Genomic DNA, 19,875 nt, shown 5'->3' with positions numbered 1-19,875 from the left:
GCCACCGCGCGGGCCCGTTCGGCCAGCTCGCGGTAGGTCAGCCGGTCGCCCTCGAAGACGACCGCCGTCGCGTCCGGAGTGCGCTCGGCCTGCTCGAAGACCAGGTCGTGCAGGGTCCCGCCCGGATGTTCCCGATCGGTGGCGTTCCAGCGCGCGAGCTGCTTCCGCTCCTCGTCCGGCAGGATGTCCAGACGCCCCACCGGCACGTCGGGGGACGCCACCACCGCACGCAACAGCGCGGCGAACCGCCGCGCCAGCCGCTCGATCGTCTCCGGCCGGAACAGCTCGGCGTTGTAGACGAAGCGGCCCTGCAACAACTCGCCCCGCTCGGCGGCGTAGAGCTCCAGGTCGAACCGGGTGGTCGTGCTGTCCGGCTCGAAGCCCTCGCCGTCGCCGCGGTAGCTCTGCAGCGCGAACAGCACCTGGACCAGCGGCGGGCGGCTGACGTCGCGTTCGGGGTCCAGCTCGGCGACCAGCTTCTCGAAGGGCAGCTCCTGGTGGCCGTAGACCTCGATCGCGCCGTCCCGCGTGCGGCGCAGCAGCTCGGCGAAGCCGGGGGCGCCCGCCAGCCGCGCCCGCAGCGGGAGCAGGTTGACGAACAGCCCGACCATGTCCTCGAACTCCGGCCGGGTCCGTCCGGCCACCGGCGACCCCACCGCGAAGCCGGTCGTGCCGGACCAGCGGGCCAGCAGCACCTGGAAGGCGGCGAGCAGCCCCATGTAGAGCGTCGCCCCCTCGGCCCGGCACAACTCGCGGAACGCCGCCACGTCCAGCTCCACGTCGTGCCAGCCGCCCCGGAAGGTCTGCCGGGCCGGGCGCGGCCGGTCCAGGGGCAGGTCGAGCACCTGCAACCCGTCCAGCTCGGCGCGCCAGAACGCCAGGTCGCCGGCCAGCCGGTCGCCGCTCAACCGCTCCCGCTGCCACAGGGCGTAGTCGCCGAAACCCAGCCGCGGCCCGCTCTGCGGCGGCGTCAGCAGCTCGCGGAGGATGAGGTCGGCCGACCAGCCGTCGGCGACGATGTGATGGACCGCCACCAGCAGCGCGTGGTCGTCGGGCGCGAGCCGGACCAGGGTGGCGCGCAGCAGCGGGCCGTCCGCCAGCTCGAAGGGGAGTGCGGCGTCGGCGCTCAGCACCTGCCTGGCCGCCGCCTCGCCCGGCACGTCCACGACGCGCAGTGGCACCCGCACCCGGTCCGCCACCCGCACCTCCGGCCGCCCGTCGGGGCCGGCGGGGAAGGTCATGCGCAGGCTCTCGTGCCGGGCGACCACGGCGTCCAGCGACTCCCGCAGCCGTTCGACGTCGAGCGGGCCGCGCAGCCGGGCCGACACGGGCAGCACGTACGCGCTCGTCCCGGGGGCGAACTGCTCCATGAACCACAGCCGCTCCTGCGCGAACGACAGCGGCGGATCGCTGCCCTCGGCACGTCGCGGGATCTGCTCCGCGGCGCCCAGGCCCGCGACCGCCTTGCGGAAGCGGGCCTGCACGCGGGTTCGCCGTTCATCCACGCTCGTCGGCCTCCTCGGCCAGGTGTTCCAGGGCCGCGGCCAGCAGGCGTGGCGTCGGGTGGGTGAAGGCCAGCTTGAGCGGCACGTCCAGCTCGACGGCCGCGGCGATGCGGGCGGTGGTCCTGGTGGCCAGCAGCGAGTGGCCGCCGAGCTGGAAGAAGTCGTCCAGCACGCCCACCCGCTCCAGCCCCAGCACCTCGGCCCAGACCAGGCAGACGAGCTCCTCGGCCGGGCCGGCCGGCGGCTCGTAGGCGGCGCCGCGCGGCCGGCCCGGCGCGGGCAGGGCGTCCCGGTCGACCTTGCCGCCGGGGGTCAGCGGGATGCGGTCGAGCGAGACGATCGCGCTGGGCACCATGTGCGGGGGCAGCTCGGCGGCCAGGTGCTCGCGTAGGGCGTCCCCGGCGTCGTGGACGGCGTAGGCGATCAGCCGGTCGTCGTGGACCACCACCGTGGCCTGCCGCACCGACGGGTGGGCGAGCAGCGCCGACTCCACCTCGCCCGGCTCGACCCGGTAACCGCGCACCTTCACCTGCCGGTCGAGGCGGCCGAGGATCTCCAGGCTGCCGTCCAGGCGGAAGCGGGCCCGGTCGCCGGTGCGGTAGAGGCGCGACCCGCCGGGGCCGGGGACGAACCGCTCGGCCGTGCGAGCGGGCGCGCCCCGGTAGCCGCGGGCCAGGCCGCTGCCGCCGATGTGCAGCTCGCCCGCGACGCCGGCCGGCACCGGGAGCCCGTCGGGCCCCAGCACCTGGAGCGTGGTGCCGGGCAGGGCGACGCCCACGGCCGGGCGGCGCAGCGCCTCGGACGGGTCCATCTCGGCGGTGGCGGCGATGATCGTGGCCTCGGTGGGGCCGTAGCTGTTGACCAGGCGCACGCCCCGGGGGCCGGACGCGTACCAGGCGGCCAGCGCGGGGCCGGGCAGCGGGTCGGCGCCCAGGATGACCAGCCGCAGGCCGGGCGGCCATTCGACGCCCATGGCCACCAGCTCCTGCCAGTACGACGTGGGCAGGTCCAGCACGGTGAGCGCGGCGCCCTCCGGGGTCTTCAGGAAGTCCGGCAGCGGCTCGTCCGGGCACAGGACGAGCTCCGCGCCGGCGGCCAGCGCCGGGTAGATCTCCTCGGCGTGCGTGTCGAAGCTCGGCGAGGCGAACTGCAGGACGCGGTCGCCCGGCCCGAGCTCGTAGTGGCCGCGCATCCAGCCCACCCGCGACGCCAGCGCCTCACGCGGCACCTCCACGCCCTTGGGACGCCCGGTCGAGCCCGAGGTGTAGATCACGTAGGCCAGCGAGCCAGGCCCCGCGGCCTCGGCGCGCGGCGCCTGCGGCGACTCGCGGAGATCGTCCTCGTCCAGCACCAGGGCCGCGCCCGCGTCGGCCGACATCCACCGCAGCCGCTCCGGCGGGTACGCCGGGTCGAGCGGCAGGTAGGCGCCGCCCGCCCGGCCGACGGCGAGCATCCCGGCGATCAGCTCCACCGAGCGCCCGGCGCGCAGGCCGACGACCGTGTCCGGGCCGACCCCGGCCGCGGCCAGGCGTCCGGCCAGCGCGGCGGCCATGGCGTCCAGCTCGGCGTAGGTGACCCGGCGGTCGCCGTGGCTCACCGCCGTCGCGCCGGGCGCCAGCCGTACGCGCTCCTGGAAGAGGTCGAGCACGTCGCGCGCGGGGGGCTGCGGGGTGTCGAGGACCTGCGGCCGGTCCTCGGGCAGCAGCATGGCCGCGCGCAGCGCGGACAGCGGCGTGCCCGGGTCGCGCACGACCGCCTCCAGCACCCGCTCCCACCGCCGCAGCAACCGCGTCGCGGTCTCCTCCTCGAACAGGTCGCGGGCGTAGGACAACATCGCCCAGAGGGAGCCGTCGAACTGGGTGACGTCCAGCATCAGGTCGAACTTGGCCTGGGTCGCGCCCGGGTCGAACATCTCCGCCTCGACGCCGGGCAGCGGCAGGGCGCCGGCCTCCTTGTCCTGGATCACGAACATCGCCTGGAACAGCGGCGTCGTGCTCAGGTCGCGGCGGATGCCGAGGTCGTTGAGCAGGCGTTCGAAGGGGATGTCCTGGTGCGCGAACGCGTCCAGGACCGTGGCCCTGGTCCGCGCGAGCAGCGTGCGGAAGGACGGGTCGCCGGACAGGTCCCCGCGCAGCACGAGCGTCTCGGGGAAGAAGCCGACGACGTCCTGGAGCTCCGGACGGTCGCGGCCGGCGATGACCGAGCCGACCGTCAGGTCGTCGGCGCCGCAGTGCGCGCCCAGCAGGAGCTGGTAGGCGGCCAGCAGGACCATGAACAGCGTGCCGCGCTCGTCCTTGGCCAGCTGCTCCAGCCGGGCGGTCAGCTCGGGGCCGATGCGCCGCGCGCAGTAGTCGCCGCTGGCCACCCGTACGGCCGGCCGCGGCCGGTCCGTGGGCAGGTCGAGCGGCTGCACGCCGTCGAGCTTGGCGCGCCAGTAGTCCAGCGACTCCCGCGACGGCTCACGGCCGCGCTGCCAGGCCGCGAAGTCGCGGTAGTCGATCGACGGCACGCCCAGCCCGGCCGCGTTCCCCGTGTAGCAGGCGGCCAGCTCCGAGAAGATGATCTTCAGTGACCAGCCGTCCGCCACCAGGTGGTGCAGGACCAGGCAGAGCACGTGATCGGTCGCCGCCAGCGTGATCAGGTGCACCCGCACCAGCGGCCCCGTGGCCAGGTCGAACGGCGTGTTGGTCAGCTCGGCCACGATCGCCGTGGCGCGCGCCTCGCGTTCGGCGGCGGGCAGGTCCGTGAGGTCCACCAGCACCGGATCGAGCTTCAGCGCCGGCTCCACGACCTGGACCGGGCTGCCCTCCACCGCGGGGAAGCGGGCCCGCAGCATCGGGTGCCGCGCCGCCACGGTGGCCAGCGCCCCGGCCAGGTCACGGATGGACAGCTCGCCGCGCAGCCGCTGCACCATGTACATGTTGTAGGAGGCGTCGGCGGGGTCGAGCCGCTGCAGGAACCACAGCCGCTCCTGCCCGTAGGAGAGCGGCGCCGGCGCGTCCGGGTCGCTGCGCGGGGGGATCCCGGCGGGCCGGGCCTTGGGCTGCCGCTGGAGCCTGCGCTCCAGCGCCGCGCGCTGCTCCGGGCTGAGGCGGGCCAGCCGCCCTCTCACCTCGCTCATCCGTCCGCGTCCTCCGCCAGGAGATCGTCCAGCTCGACGTCGCCGAGCTGGAGTTCCAGCACGGCCAGCGCGTGCTCGGCCACCGTGGTGAGCTCGAAGCACACCCGCAGGTCCATCTCGATCCCGTACGCCTCCCGGTACCGGGTGATCAGCAGGACGGCCAGCAGCGAGTGCCCGCCGAGCGCGAAGAAGTCGTCCTCGACGCCCACCCGGTCACGGCCGAGCAGCTCGCCCCAGAGCGCGCACAGCTCCTCCTCCAGCGGCGTCTCCGGCGCGACGTAGCTGGTGCCGAGATCGCTGCGGCCGGGCCCGGTGGGCGACGGCAGCGCGGCCCGGTCGAGCTTCCCGCTCGGCCCCACGGGGAACTCGGTGACCGGCACGAACGCCTGCGGCACCAGCGCCGACGGCAACGTGCGGGCCGGCCCGGTCCGCAGCTCGTGCGACAACCGGCTCGGATCGCCCGTCCAGTCCACGTAGGCCACCAGCCCGCGGCCGCCCGGCGCGTCGTCGCGCAGGGCGACGACGACCCCGCGCACGCGTGGGTCCGCGGCCAGCGCCGCCTCGACCTCGCCCAGCTCGACCCGCCAGCCGTGCACCTTGACCTGGTCGTCGATGCGGCCGAGGAACTCCAGCTCCCCGTCGGCGCGCAGCCTGGCCAGGTCGCCGGTGGCGTACAGCCGCGCCCCCGGCGGCCCGTACGGGTCGGGGACGAAGCGCTCGGCCGTCAGCCCCGGCCGTCCCGCGTAGCCGCGGGCCACCTGGACGCCGCCGATGTGCAGCTGGCCGGGCACGCCGACGGGCATCGGCTCCAGGCGCTCGTCGAGCACGTGCAGACGGCAGCCGGGCATCGGACGGCCGATGGGGATCACCGTCTCGCCCGGCCGGCAGGCGTGCCAGGAGACGTCCACGGCGGCCTCGGTGGGGCCGTACAGGTTGTGCAGCTCCACGCCGGGCAGGCGCTCGAAGAAGCGGGCCGCCGTCCTGGGCGGCAGCTCCTCGCCGCTGCACACCACCCGCCGCAGCGACGCGCACGACTCGATGTTCGCCTCCTCCAGGAAGAGCGCGAGCATCGACGGCACGAAGTGCATCGTGGTGACCGCGTGCCGCTTGACCAGGTCACGCTGGTGGGCGGGGTCGCGGTGGCCGCCCGGCCGCACCGGGACGAGGCAGGCGCCCTGCAGCAGCGGCCAGAAGAACTCCCACACCGACACGTCGAAGCTGGTCGGCGTCTTCTGCATCACCACGTCGCCGGCCGTCAGGCCGAACGTCTCCTGCATCCAGGCGAGCCGGTTGACGATGCCGCGATGGGTGTTGACCACGGCCTTCGGCCGGCCGGTCGAGCCCGAGGTGTAGATCAGGTACGCGGCGTCGTCCGGCCCGGTCACCGGGTCGAGGTCGCCGGAGCCGAGGTCGTGGTCGTCCTCCAGCAGCACCGTCTCGACCGGCCCGAAGGACGGCAGGTGGCGCTGGGTGAGCAGCACCCGCGCGCCGGAGTCGGACAGCATGAACTCCAGCCGGTCCCGCGGGTACTCCGGATCGAGCGGCACGTACGCCCCGCCCGCCTTGAGCACCGCCAGCAGCGCGACGACCAGCTCGGGCGAGCGTTCCGCGCAGACCGCCACGGGCCGGCCGCGCTCCACGCCGATCTGCCGCAACCGCCGGGCCAGCCGGTTGGCGCGGCCGTTCAGCTCGGCGTAGGTCAGCGTGAGGTCGCCGAAGAGCACCGCGGGCGCGTCGGGGGTCGCGGCGGCCCGGGCCTCGATCAACGTGTGCAGGATGCCCGGCTCGGCCTGCGGCCCGCCGTCCCCCAGGGCCAGCACGCGCGCACGCTCGTCCGCGTCGAGCACGGGCAGCTCGGGGACCGCCCGGTCGGGGTCGGCGGCGGCCGACTCGACCAGCGTGCGCAGGTTCGCCTCGAAGCGTTCGATCGTCTCGGCGTCGAACAGGTCGGTGGCGTACTCCAGCCGGGTGTGCAGCACCCCGTCGCGCATGTTGACGTCGAGCTGGAGGTCCACCTTGGCGGTGCCGTTGGCGATCTGCCCCTCGTTGGTGCGGATCGCCAGGTTGAACATCACCTGGTAGATCGGCGGCACGCTCAGGTCCCGGGCCGGTTGCAGGTCCTCCACGAGCCGCTCGAACGGCAGCTCCTGATGGTCCAGCGCCTCGGCCACCGTCGCCCGCACGCGCCCGGCCGCCTCGCGGAAGCCGGGCGCGCCCGACAGGTCCACGCGCAGCGGCACCGCGTTGACGAACATGCCGATGACCGGCTCGGTCTCGGGCAGCAGCCGGCCCGCGACCGGCGTGCCCACCACGATGTCGTCGATCCCCGACCAGCGCGACAACACGGCGGCGTACGCGGTGAGCATCACCGTGAACAACGTCGTGTTGAGCTCCTTGGCCAGCCGCTCCACGGCCGCCGACAGCTCGGGGGAGTAGGCGCCGAGCCGGATCCCGCCCCGGTAGCTGCGGCGGGCCGGCCGCGGCCGGTCGCCCGGCAGGGCGAGATCGGCCGGCACCCCGGCCAGCCGCTCGCGCCAGTGCACCAGCTCGGTCTCCAGGAACTCGCCGGACAACCTGCCGCGCTGCCACACGGCGAAGTCGGCGAACTGGATCGGCAGCTCGGGCAGCTTCGGCGGCCGGTCCTCGCCGAGCGCGTCGTAACACTCCTCCACCTCGTCCATGAAGACCATGGAGGAGACGCCGTCGAAGATCGTGTGGTCGAAGACGACAACCAGCCGCAGGTCGTCCTCGGCCAGCTTGACGTGCCTGCCGCGGTACAGCGGCGCCCGTTCCATGTCGAACGGCAGCACCGCGTCCGCCCTGGCCAGGCGGGCCAGCTCCGCCTCGGCGGCGGCCCGCGGAAGGTGGCTCAGGTCCGTCTCGGTCAGCGCCGTGGGCGGCGCGCCGGGGTGGACGATCTGCACGACCTGCCCGTCCCGGAAGTCGAACGTGGTGCGCAGCGCCTCATGACGCCGCACGACCAGATCGATCGCCCGCTCCAGCCGGCGGGGGTCCACCGGCTGCCTGGCCGCCATCGGCATGACCATGCCGATGTTGTAGACGGCCAGATCGGGCTCGAAGCGTGAAAGGAACCACATCCGCTCCTGGCCGGAGGATGCGGGGAAGGCATCACTCACTGTCCATGGCCTCTCGCAGACTCTTCGGCCGCATGTCGGTCCACACCTGCTCGATGTGCGCCAGACAGGCTTCCTTGGTGCCGGAGAAACCGGCGTCGTACCAGCCGGAGGGGTTGTCCCGGCCGGCGGGCCAGATGGAGTACTGCTCCTCGTCGTTGCGTACGACCTTGGTGTCTGCGCTGGTTTCTGTGCTGTTCTCTGTGCTGGTCTCTGTGCTCATGCGGAACTCCGGGGGAGGCGGGGGATGGTCTGGGTGGCGGGCCCGGAAGGAGCGGGCTCGGGGGCCGAAGCCGTGGCGGCGTCGATCAGGGCCGCGACCCCGGCCACGGTCGGCTCCTCGAAGAGGTTGCGCATCGGCAGCCGGACCCCCAGCTCCTTGCGGATCAGGGCGATCAGCTGGACCGCGATGAGCGAGTTGCCGCCCAGCTCGAAGAAGTCGTCGTCGACGCCGATGTGGTCGCCGCCGAGCACCTCGCCCCACAGGCGGGCGATGGTGGCCTCGGCGTCGTTGCGCGGCGCGACGTAGCCCTCGGCGGGCGCCTTGTCGTGCCGGTCGGCGACCGCCGCCGGATCGAGCTCGCTCTCGACGGTCTCCTGGGTCAGCGAGCCGACGCCGGCGACGAGCTCGGCCACCGTGCTGGCCGCCACCACGACCTGGGGGCCGAGCGGGGCGGCGAGCAGCCTGCGCAGGGAGAGCGCCCCGTCGGCCGGCCTGATGCCGGCCGCGTCGTCGGCCGCGATCGGCGCTGCCGTCGCCGCCGTGGACGTGGCCGCGGCCGGGGCGGCGACCTGGGACCCGGCGCTGGAGCGCACCCCGGAGACCACGGCCTCGGTGTCGATCCTGCGCAGCACGTAGTCGGAGATCTGCACCAGCACCGTGCCGTCGGGCGCGATCAACGTGACGTCGACGACCAGCACCTCGTCGGTGTCGGTGCTGGTGATGCGCAGATGGCTCCAGAACGCCTCCGGCAGGCTGCCGAAGACGGTGATGCGGCCGTAGCCGAGCGGCAGGTAGTGGCCCTCGACCGCGACCCAGCTGAAGGTGGTGGCGGCGTCGAGCAGCGCCGGGTGCAGCCCCCACCGGTCGAGGTCGGCCATCAGCGCGTCGTTGGCCTCGAACAGGCCGAGCGCCTCCTGCCGGCCGACATGCGTGGCGGTCAGCGTCCGGTGCCAGTGCGCGCCCAGCGTGAGCAGGCCCGACAGCGGGACGCCGCCCTGCTCGTCCGCCGAGGACACGCAGCGGTCCATGATGGCGCGCAGGTCCACCCGGTCGGCGGGCGGCGGGCTCACCTTGGCCGCGGTGCCCCTGGCGTGGGTGCGGTGCGAGCCGCCGATGATGCTCTGCACCTGGAAGTCGGCGCCGTCCGCCTCCGGGGTGAAGAGCACCCGTACCTCGGCGGTCGCGCCGTCGGCCACCGACAGCGGTTCGACGAACACCACGTCCCGCAGCTCGACCAGCCCGCCGCCGGGCAGCACCGCCTCGGCGGCCGTCCTGGCCAGCTCGACGTGGCCGGTGCCGGGCAGCACCGGCACGTCGGCGATGCGGTGCTCGTCCAGCACCCAGTGCGTGCCGGGCGAGAGCGTGCCGCTGCACCAGTCGAGCCCGCCGATCTCCCCGGCGTGCCGCGCGTCGAGGACCGGGTGGTCGAGCGCCTTGATCCGGTCGCCGCGCTGCAACGCGACGAATCCGGCGGGCGCCGCGGTCTCCACCGCCATGCCGACTTCCAGCCACCTGCCCCAGTTGACGCTGACGACCTGGGCGGCGTTCCAGCCTCGTCCGGCGCGGGCGTGCGCGTCGAGGAAGTTGTTGGCCGCGCAGTAGTCGATCTGGCCGAACCCGCCGGCCACCGCGGTGATCGACGAGCAGAGCACCACGGCCTCCAGCTCCAGGTCGCCGAACGCCTCCTGCAGCGCCAGCGTGCCGAGCAGCTTGGGCCGCAGCACGGCCTCGGCCGCCTCCCGCTCCTTGACCTGGGCCATGCCGCCGCCGGGCAGGCCGGCCGCGTGCACGAGCACGTCCACCCGGCCGAAGGCGGCCAGCGTCTCGTCCCTGACCCGGCGCATGTCCGCCGGGTCGGTCACGTCGGCGGCCAGGGTCAGCACCCGCGCCCCGGCGGCCTCCATCCGGCCGATCGCCTCGGCGGCGCGCGCCTCGCGGGCCGACCGCGGCGGGCCTTCGGGCAGCCCGCTCCTGGACAGCAGGACGATGCCGACGCGGGCCCGCGCCGCCAGGTCCTCGGCCAGCGAGATGCCGATGCCGCCCAGGCCGCCGGTGATCACGTACACCTGGCCGTCGCGCGGCTCGCCCGGCTCGCTGTCCACCTCCACCTGCTCGTATCCGAGCAGCCAGCGCTTGCCGCCGCGCAGGGCGACCGGGGCCAGCAGCCCGGCCTCGCCCGGCTCCGGCGCGCGGCCCAGCTCGGCGGCGATGCTTAGCACCGCCGCCGCCCGGTTCGTGTCCCCGTCCGGCGCGTCGATGTGGCGGACGCGCAGCCACGGCGTCTCCAGCGGGACGACCCGGGCGAAGGCCGCCAGCGTCGCGTGCTCCGGCCGGGTCAGGTCGCCGCCGACGACGTCCATCGTGCCCGCGGTCACCAGGTCGAGCTGCACGCCGCCCGGCGGCTGGGCCGCCGACAGCGCCTGCACGAGACCCAGGACGCCGAAGAAGCCGCGGTCCTGCGCCGCCCACGCCTGCTCGCCGCCGGTGAGGGCCCAGGCGTGCACGATCCGCTCGGGGATCTCGCCGACCGCCTCCAGCAGCGCGTCGTAGTCCTCCCGTACGGCCGGCCGCACCGTGAAGTGCCCGTCGAAGGCGCCGAACGCGGCACCCGGCCGCACCTCCAGCACCTCGGCCCCGGAGGCGCGCAGCGCGTCGGCCAGCGCGGCCGAGTCCTCGTCCACGAAGGCCAGGCAGCGCGTGACCGGCGACGGAGTCCCCGGACGGGCCGGCGCCTGGTGCCAGACGGGCACGCCGTACCACCGCTCGGGCGGCAGGGGGCCGTCGGCCTGCTGCGGACGGGCGACGCCGCCGGCGAAGGCGCCCTGCGGGTCGGGGTCGATCCAGGCGCGCTGCCGCTCCCACGGGTAGCCCGGCAGCGAGACGCGGAAGCCGGGGGCGCCGAAGTCGTTCAGCTCGATGCCGTGCACCCACAGCGCGCCCACGGCCTGCGAGAGGACCGCGACGTCGCCGGCCCGGTCGCGCGGGCCGGGCAGCGACGGCAGCGGGGCGATCGCGCCGGCGGCCAGCTGGGTGCCGGCCAGGCCGCACAGCTGCCGGCCCGGCCCGCACTCGATCATGATCCATTCGCCGTCGGCCAGGAGCGTCGAGACGCAGTCGCCGAAGCGGACCGGTTCGCGCACGTGCCTGGCCCAGTAGGACGGGTCGGTGGCCTCCGCGGCGGTGATCCAGGTGCCGGTTACGTTGGACAGGAACGGCAGGCTCGGCGCGGCCGGGCGGGCCGCCGCGACCAGCTCGCGGAACTCGCGCAGCATCGGCTCCATCATCGCCGAGTGGAAGGCGTGCGAGGTGCGCAGCCGGGTGCAGCCGATGCCCTCCTCCTCCAGCATCTCGGCCAGCTCCGCGATCGACTCCGACGGGCCGGACACGACGCACGTGCCGGGGCCGTTGACGGTGGCCACGGAGACGTCGTCGGGCAGCATCGGCGCGATCTCGTCGGGCATGAGCTGCACGGCCAGCATGGAACCCGGCGGCAGCGCCTGGATCAGCCGGCCGCGCGCCGCGACCAGCCGCATCGCGTCGGGCAGGGTGAAGACGCCGGCGACGGTGGCCGCCGCGTACTCGCCGATGCTGTGGCCGATCATCGCGGCGGGCTCGACGCCCAGCGAGAGCCAGAGCCTGGCCAGCGCGTACTCGACGGTGAACAGGGCGGGCTGGGTGAGGGAGGTCTGCCGCAGCGCCTCGTCCGCCTCCTCGCCGGTGGCGAAGATCTGGTCGCGCACGTCCAGGACGGCCGCGCACTCGTCGACCGCCTCGCGGAAGATCGGCTCGTTGCGGTACAGCTCCGCGGCCATGCCGCCGTACTGGGCGCCCTGACCGGAGAAGAGGAAGGCCACCTGCGGCGGCCGCTTCGGCTTGGCGCCGGTGACGATCCGCCTGGGGTCGGACAGCGCGGCCACCGCGTCGCCCGGCGAGGTGGCGACGACGACGGCCCGGTGCTTGAGCTCCCGGCGGCCCACGCGCAGCGTGAACGCGGCGTCGGCCAGGTCCGTCTCGGGGTGCGCGGCCAGGTGCGCGGCCAGCCGTTCGCGCGCCGCGGCCAGCGCGGACTCCGTCCTGGCCGACAGCTTCAGCAGGTGCGCGGGCCGCTCACGGGGCAGCGAAGGGCGCGGCGGGGCCTCCTCCAGCACGGCGTGCGCGTTCGTGCCGCCGATGCCGAACGAGCTGACGCCCGCGCGGCGCGGGAACTCGTCGCGCTCCCACTTCGTCGGCGAGGAGACGACGTAGAACGGGCTCGACGGGAAGTCGATCTTCGGGTTGGGGCTCTTGAAGTGCAACGTCGGCGGGATCAGCTTGTTCTCCAGCGCCAGCACCGTCTTGACCAGGCTGGGGATGCCGGCCGACTGGCCGAGGTGGCCGATGTTGCTCTTGACCGAGCCGATGCCGCACCACTGGGTGTCGCTCGTGTGCTGGGCGAACACGCTGGACAGCGCGGCCACCTCGATCGGGTCGCCGAGCGCCGTGCCGGTGCCGTGCGCCTCGACGTAGGTGACCGTACGGGGGTCCACGCCGCCGACGCCCAGCGCCTGCGCGATGACCGCGGCCTGGCCGTCCAGGCTGGGCGCGGAGAAGCCGACCTTGCCCGCGCCGTCGTTGTTGATCGCGTTGCCCAGGACCACCGCGCGGATGTTGTCGCGGTCCTCGATCGCCTCCGACAGCCGCTTCAGCACCAGGACGCCGCCGCCGCTGCCCCAGGTCGTGCCGCCGGCGTCGGCGTCGAAGGAACGGGTGTGCCCGTCGGGGGAGACGATGCCGTCCTGGTCGTAGATGTAGCCCTCGCCCTGCGGCAGGTCCAGCATGGCCGCGCCGGCCAGCGCCATGTCGCATTCGCCGTTGCGCAGCGCCTCGCACGCGATGTGGAAGGCCACCAGCGCGGTCGAGCACGCGGTGTGCACGGTGTAGCTGGGGCCGCGCAGGTCGAGCTTGTAGGAGGTGAGGGTGGCGCAGTAGTCGACGTGGTTGCCCACCATGACCGCCAGCCAGCCGGCGTTCTTGTGGGCCTGGGCGTTGCTGCGGATGTTGCGCCACTGGTAGGTGTCCGTCCCGGTCCCGGCGTAGACGCCGATCTCGCCCGGGTAGCGGAACGGGTCGTAGCCCGCGTCCTCCAGCGCCGTGTGCGACAGCTCCAGGAACAGCCGGTGCTGCGGGTCGCGGACCTCGGCCTCCCTGATCGACATGCCGAAGAACGCCGCGTCGAAGCCCTCGTAGTCGTCCAGCGTCATGGCGGCCGGCACGAAGTTCGGGTCGGCCAGCAGGCTCTCCGCCGTGCCCAGCGCCCGTTGCTCCTCCAGGGTGTACGTGGTCAGCGACTCGACGCCGTCGGCGAGGTTGCGCCAGAACTGCTGCGCGTCACCCGCTCCCGGGACTCGGCACGACAAGCCGATGATCGCGATCGGCTCGGCCGTGGGCTCGTCCGTCATGGGGCAATCCCCTTCTCGTTGCGGTTCCTCAACCTGTCTCGCCGTGAGGCCAGGCGGCGTGCCGCCCGGTCCAGCCCCGGACTGCCGCCCGCGCCATCGAGATGAGCGGCCAGCGTCCGGATCGTGGGATGCCTGAACAGCTCCGTGATCGGGATCTCGCGGCCGGTCGCCGCCCGCAGCCGGGCCTGCACCGCCGCCACGGCCAGCGAATGGCCGCCGATCTCGAAGAAGTTGTCGTCGGGGCCGAGCCGCGGCACGCCCAGCACGGCGCGCCACACCTGGGCGACCGTCTTCTGGGTGGGGCCGTCGAGGCCGCCGCCGGCGGCCTTCGGCTGCTCGACCGGCCGGCCGCGCAGCGCGGCGCGGTCCACCTTGCCGTTGGGCGTCAGCGGCAGCGCGGGCAGTGCCACCACCTCGCTGGGGACGGCGTGCTCGGGCAGCGCGCCGCGCAGCTCGTCCAGGAGGCGGTGCGCCGCCAGGCCGGGCCGGGCGGGCACCACGTAGCCGATGAGCGTGCCGCCCTCGACCCTGGCCGCGGCGGCGCGCACGTCCCGGCAGGCGGCGAGCGCGGCCTCCACCTCGCCCAGCTCGACCCGGAAGCCGCGCACCTTCACCTGGTCGTCGGCGCGCCCCGCCGGGGTGATCGTGCCGTCGGGGTTGCGCCGGCCGAGGTCGCCGGTGCGGAACCGGTCGCCGGCGAAGCGCCGGCCGGTCAGCGCCGGATCCAGGTAGCCGTCGGACAGGTGGCGGCTGCGGACGACCACCTCGCCGAGCTCGCCCACACCGGCCCGCCTGCCGTCCGGCGTCACCACGATGATCTCGCTGCCCTCGACGGGCCGCCCGATCGGCACGACCTCCGGGTACGGCTCCGCGAGCTCGTGCCACGCGTGCGCCTGCGGCGTCTCGGTCGTGCCGTAGAAGGCGACGATCCGGGCATCGGGCACGAGCTCGCGCAGCCGGGCCGCCTGGACGCCGGTGAACAGGTCGCCGCCCACGCCGGCCAGCCGCACGTCGGGCAGCGTGCCGCCGGTGGCCGCCAGCATCGCCGCGAGCTGCGGCGTCAGGTGCAGGACGGTGATCGCGTGCTCGCGCAGCCAGGTGACGAGCTTGCCGGGGTCGCGGACCAGCTCGTGCTCGGGCACGAACAGCTCGGCGCCCGCCACGGCCGGCACGAACATGTCGCGCAGCGCCGGATCGTGGGCCGGCCCGTGCAGCAGCGCGAACCGGTCGTGCGGCCCGACGGCGAAGGTGCGGACGTACCAGGACAGGAAATGGGCCAGCGGCCGCTCGCCGGTGACGACCGCCTTGGGGTCGCCCGTGGTGCCCGAGGTCATCGAGAGGTAGCCGGGACCCGGCAGCAGGGCGCCGCCCTCGCGCAGCTCGATCCCGTCGTCCCGCAGGACCGCCCGCGCTCCCGCGGCGGCGATCTGCCGCTCCTGGACGGCCGGAGGATAGGCCGAGTCGATCACCACCCACCGTGCCCCCGCCGCCAGCACGCCGAGCAGGACCCCCGGCAGCTCGGGCACCCGGGAGGCGACGACGGCCACCACGGCCCCCGGCTCGACCCCCGCGCTCCGCAGCGCCGCCTCGGTCCGCCGCCGTGCCCCGGCGTGCGCGTCGCCGGCCAGCTCCAGCAGGCCGGGCCCGTCCCAGGCCGGCAGCGCGGCGTCGGGGGGCTCGGGGCGCGCCTGTCCGGTCAGCACGTCGCCGAGCAGCTCGACATAGCCGTCGACCAGCGCCGTCATGCGCTCGGCGGAGAACAGGTCGGGGTTGTAGACCAGCTCCAGCGCGTAACCGCCGCGCTGCTCGCCCACGTACATCGTCAGGTCGAACAGCGCCCCGGGCAGCCCCGGCCGCAGCGTCTCGCTGACGCAGCCGTCCAGGTCCAGATGGGCCTGCGCGAAGTTGTACATGTTGAACATGACCTGCGTGATCGGGTTGCGGCTCAGGTCGCGCGGCAGCCGCAGCGACTCCAGCAGCTGCCCGAGCGGCACGTCCCGGTGCCTGATCGCCGCGTTCAGCTCGGCCGCGCACGCCGTCACCTGCCCGGCGAAGTCGCCCCGGGGGCGCAGCCGCAGCGGCAGGACCTGCACGCACATCCCCACCAGCGACTCGAACGCCACGTGCGGCCGGTCGGCGTAGGCCGCGCCCACCACCAGGTCGTCCCGTCCGGCGAGGGTGGCCAGGCGGCGTCCGAAGGCGGCCAGCAGCACCGCGTACGGGGTGGTGCCGAGTTCCGCCGCCAGCTCGGCCACCCGGCCGGCCAGTTCCGCGTCCACCTCGCCCCGGACGGCGGCGCCGCGGAAGGTCTGCGCGGGCGGCCTGGGCGCGTCCCTGGGCAGGTCCAGCACCAGCGGGGCGTCCTGCAGGCGCTCGCGCCACCAGCCCAGCGCCTGGGCGTCGCCGTTCGCGCGCAGCCAGCGCACGTAGTCGGCGAACGTGTGCTCGCCCGCCTCGACCGGCTCGCCGCGGTAGGCGGCCGACAGGCCGCGGAAGAGCACGTCCTGCGACCAGCCGTCGAACACCAGGTGGTGCGCGGTCAGGCAGAGCACGTGCTCGCCGGGGGCCAGCCGGAGCAGCCGGGCCCGGAACAGCGGCCCGGCGGCCAGGTCGAACCGTTCCCGCGCCTCCTTCTGCAGCGCCGCGTCCAGCTCGGCGGGGGAGAGGTCGTCGATCGGCAGCGGCACCTCGCCCGGCGGCGCCACCGTCACGTCGGGGATCCCGTCGCGCGAGGCCACCCGCCAGCGCAGCGCCTCGTGGGCCGCCACCACGGCGGTGAGCGCCCGCCGCAGCGCGGCGACGTCGAGCGGGCCCCTGATCCGCTCGGCCATCGCGATGTTGTGCGCGGCCGACTCGGGCGCCAGCTGCTCGACGAACCACATCCGGCGCTGGGCGGGGGAGAACGCGGCCGGGCTGCCGGTGGGCGGCGCGGCGGCGGAGGCCCGCTCCGCGTCCGCCACGAGCGCGCGCAGCGCGCCGTAGGTCCGGCCCTCGTACACGTCCTGGACCGAGACCACCCGGCCCAGCTCCGCGCGTACCGCGGCCACCAGGCGCATGGCCCGCAGCGAGTGGCCGCCGCGCTGGAAGAAGTCGTCCTCGTCGTCCGGGACGGGCGCCTCCAGCACCCGCGCCCAGATCCCGGCCAGCCCGCTCGCCGTTCCCCGCTCCCGCTGCGACTGCGCCCGCAGGGCGGCGAGGTCCACCTTGCCCGAGGCGTTCAGCGGGAGCAGCGGCAGCCGGACCAGCCTGGTCGGCAGCATGTACGGCGGCAGCCGCACCGCCAGGTCCTCGCGCAGGGCGGCCAGGTCGGGCGCGTCCTCGGGCGTCACGTAGGCGACCAGCTCGCCCGCGAAGTCCACCACCGCCTGCCGCACCCCGGGATGGGCGCGCAGCGTCGTCTCCACCTCGCCGATCTCCACGCGCTGCCCCTGGACCTTCACCTGGCGGTCGAGGCGGCCCATGAACGCGATCTGGCCGTCCTCCTGCCACGCCACGTGGTCGCCGGTCCGGTACAGCCGCGCACCCGGCTCGTCCGAGAAGGGGTCGGGCACGAACCGCTCGGCCGTCAGCGCGGGCCGGTCCAGGTAGCCGCGGCTGACCTGCGGCCCGCCGACCAGCAGCTCGCCGGGGACGCCCGGCGGGCACTGGTTCATGTCCTCGTCCACGATGTACGCCCGGCAGCCGCTCAACGGCCGGCCGATCGGCAGCGGACGCTCCCACACGCCGTGGAACTCGCCGCCCACCACGACGACGGTCAGCTCGGTCGGGCCGTACAGGTTGTGGAACCGGGTGTGCGCCGACCAGCGGGCCACCTGCTCGGGCGGGGGCGGCTCGCCCGCCGTCACCACGTCCCGCAGGTGCGGCAGCCGGCTCGGGTCCACCAGCGGCAGCAGCGCGGGCGGGAGGTAGCCCCAGGTGACGTCGTGCCGCTCCAGGAAGTGCTGCAACCGGGCCGGGTCCACGCGGTCCTCGTCCGGCACGAGCTGCACGCAGCCGCCGACGGTCAGCGGGAGCACCATGTCCATGATCGAGGCGTCGAAGCCGACCGCGGAGAAGGCCATCGAGCTGCAGGTCGCGTCCAGGCCGAAGCGCGCGACGGTCGCGGTGACGAAGAAGACCGCGTTGGCGTGGCTCACCACTACGCCCTTGGGCCGTCCGGTGGAACCGGAGGTGTAGATCACCCACGCCGCGTTGCCCGCGACGGCGCCGCTCTCCTGAGGTTCGGCCGGCCCCGGCTGGAAGGCGTCGACGAGCGTGGCGGCGCAGCCGTCCAGGAGCTCGTGGCCGCGTTCGTCCACGACGACCACCGCGATCCCGGCGTCCTCCAGCACCTCCTCCAGCCGCTGGCGCGGATGCCCCGGGTCCAGCGGCACGTACGCCCCGCCCGCCAGATGCACGGCCAGCACCGCCACCGGCATCAGCGGGGTGCGGCGGGTGCACAGCCCCACCCGCGCCTCCGGCCCGACGCCGAGCTCGCGCAGCCGGCCCGCCAGCGCCCACGCCCGCTCGACCAGCTCGGCGTAGGTGAGCACGTTCTCCCACTGCCGGACCGCCGGGGCGTCCGGGGTCCGCGCGGCCTGAGCCGTGATCAGACTGCTGAGGAGTGTCATCCTGCGGCCTCCACACCCGGCCGTACCAGCCGGCCTGCCCGTACCGTCTCGAAACGCAGCAGGAAGCCCGGCGCCCGCACGGCGATCGCGGCGATCGCCCGGCCCAGCGGCAGGTGCGTCACCCGCCACCCCGCCAGCCACTCCGCCTCGGCACCTGCTTCGGGGGACGCCTCCGGCACCCACGGCCGGCCCGGACGCTGCCCGGCGAACCCGAACCGCGCCGGATCCACCCGCAGCCCGCCACCGGACGCCTTCAGCAGCGCCTCCTTGGCCGTCCACGTGCGCAACGCGCTGTGCAACCGCAGTTCCTCGGGCAGCGCGGCGAACTCGTCGCGCTCCCGCTCGTCCAGCATCCGCTCGAAGAACGTCTGCTCGTCCGCCGGCGGGCGGAAGCGCTCCAGGCCGGCGCCCACCTCCCGGCCGGTCGTCAGCGCGACCAGCGCCAGGCCGCCCGACCGGGTGACGCTGTAGGTCAGCTCGGTCCCGCCGTACGGCAGGCCGCCGGACCGGCCGGGCGGCTCGGCGAGGCCCGGCTCGACCCCGTACTCCCTGAGCAGCCGCCGCAGCAGCACCGACCTGCCGACGAACCCGCGCCGGCCGTCCTCCTGCCGGAACCGGGCCGCCCGCGCCGCCTCCCGGGGCGACAGCTCGTCGAGGGCCGCGCACATCTCGGGCAGCCCGTCGAGGTCGGCCAGCCACACGTGCACCTCGTCCGCGGCCAGGCTCCGCTCGGGGCCGGCCGCGATCGTCCGCGCCACCTCCGCACCGTGCGTGGCGAGGAAGAGGTGCGCGGCGTCGAGCGTGTGCAGGCGGAAGGCCGAGGAGGTGTGGCGGGCCCAGGCGAGCATCGTCGGGTGGGTGACCTCCTGGTCGTGCGCGCCAGCGAAGGCGACGATGGGCACGTCCAGGGGTTCCTGGCGGGTGAAGCGGTAGCGGCGCAGCCACTCCATGTCCGTGCGCAGGGCGGGGATGAGCAGGGCCTTGACCTCGGGCTGCGTGCGTAACTCCGCGGGCGCGCCGAGCCGCAGGATCAGCTCGTCGACCAGGTCCTCGTCGCCCAGGCCCGTCCACCGTCCCAGCGTCTCCTGGCGCTCCGGCGGGTGCGCGGCGCCGACGTAGAGGCAGTCGGGCGCCCGCACGCCGAGCCGCCGCAGCTCGCGGACCACCTCGAAGGCGACCCGGCCGCCCATGCTGTGCCCGTAGATCGAGTACGGCCTGCGCTCCCGGTCGACGGCGGCGGCGACGGACCGCGCGATCAGCTCAGGGGACAGGGCGCCGGGCTCGGCCACCCGGCCCTCCCGGCCGGGCAGCATGGCCACCCGCACGTCCAGGACGCCGTCGAACGCCTGCCGCCACGCCCAGAAGGCGGTGACGTCCCCACCGGCGTAGGGGAGGCAGAAGAGGGTCCGAGCGCCGGGCGGGTATCGCGTCAGCGAGGCGAACGGTGTCTCGGACAGCGGCTGTTCTTCTGGCATCGCGACGCGAAGTCACCCTCCGGCAGGTCTGCCGCGCCGGGCGAAGTCGTCGCGCGGGCAGCAGGAAATATGGGCCGCTCGTCAGGGTTCGACCTGGCGAGGGGCGGCTCACGGCTGAAGCCACGCCATTCCTATTATTTTGTCCGAAAGTCAGTCAAGGGATGAAATTTAAACCAATGATGGAATGCTGGTTTCGGGCATCGACAAAACCCGCTTCCGGCGGGTCTGTCTACGGACGGTGGACCTCCCCGGCTGGGCCGATGATCTCCGCCGGTGCTCGCGTCCTGGGATTCTGCCACCCTCTGTGATGATCTTGTCCCTCTATGGAATGCCCGTAATTAGGATTTCGGTCGTGACGTTCGCCGGGAT

At 74.6% G+C, this 19,875-nt stretch carries 7 protein-coding genes; all 7 read right to left on the bottom strand.

What is annotated here, in order from left to right:
- Positions 1-1,505: condensation domain-containing protein (locus AB0J71_RS47070; protein ID WP_364420786.1), on the bottom strand; the 1,505-nt coding region annotated here is incomplete at its 3' end.
- Positions 1,498-4,626, bottom strand: coding sequence for an amino acid adenylation domain-containing protein (locus AB0J71_RS47065; RefSeq protein ID WP_364420784.1), 3,129 nt, complete (start codon positions 4,624-4,626; stop codon positions 1,498-1,500). The genes AB0J71_RS47065 and AB0J71_RS47070, both read right to left, overlap by 8 nt.
- Entirely contained in the window at positions 4,623-7,763 is a 3,141-nt protein-coding gene (locus AB0J71_RS47060; RefSeq protein ID WP_364420782.1) for an amino acid adenylation domain-containing protein, read from the bottom strand. The genes AB0J71_RS47065 and AB0J71_RS47060 overlap by 4 nt, the downstream gene beginning before the upstream one ends.
- A complete protein-coding gene (locus AB0J71_RS47055) occupies positions 7,756-7,983 on the bottom strand; it encodes an MbtH family NRPS accessory protein (protein ID WP_352323364.1) in 228 nt (75 codons plus the stop codon). Before AB0J71_RS47055 ends, AB0J71_RS47060 begins: the two co-directional genes overlap by 8 nt.
- The gene (locus AB0J71_RS47050; protein ID WP_364420780.1) at positions 7,980-13,421 is read right to left on the bottom strand and encodes an SDR family NAD(P)-dependent oxidoreductase; all 5,442 of its coding nucleotides are present in this window, start codon (positions 13,419-13,421) and stop codon (positions 7,980-7,982) included. Before AB0J71_RS47050 ends, AB0J71_RS47055 begins: the two co-directional genes overlap by 4 nt.
- Positions 13,418-18,031: an amino acid adenylation domain-containing protein gene (locus AB0J71_RS47045; protein ID WP_364420778.1), complete on the bottom strand. Its 4,614-nt coding sequence runs from the start codon at positions 18,029-18,031 to the stop codon at positions 13,418-13,420. Before AB0J71_RS47045 ends, AB0J71_RS47050 begins: the two co-directional genes overlap by 4 nt.
- A complete protein-coding gene (locus tag AB0J71_RS47040; protein WP_352329761.1) occupies positions 18,028-19,506 on the bottom strand; it encodes a thioesterase domain-containing protein in 1,479 nt (492 codons plus the stop codon). Before AB0J71_RS47040 ends, AB0J71_RS47045 begins: the two co-directional genes overlap by 4 nt.
- Positions 19,507-19,875 lie beyond the last annotated feature (369 nt).

It is taken from the genome of Nonomuraea sp. NPDC049637 (assembly GCF_040675235.1).
Lineage (GTDB): Bacteria > Actinomycetota > Actinomycetes > Streptosporangiales > Streptosporangiaceae > Nonomuraea.
This window is presented reverse-complemented; position numbering and strand designations above follow the sequence as displayed.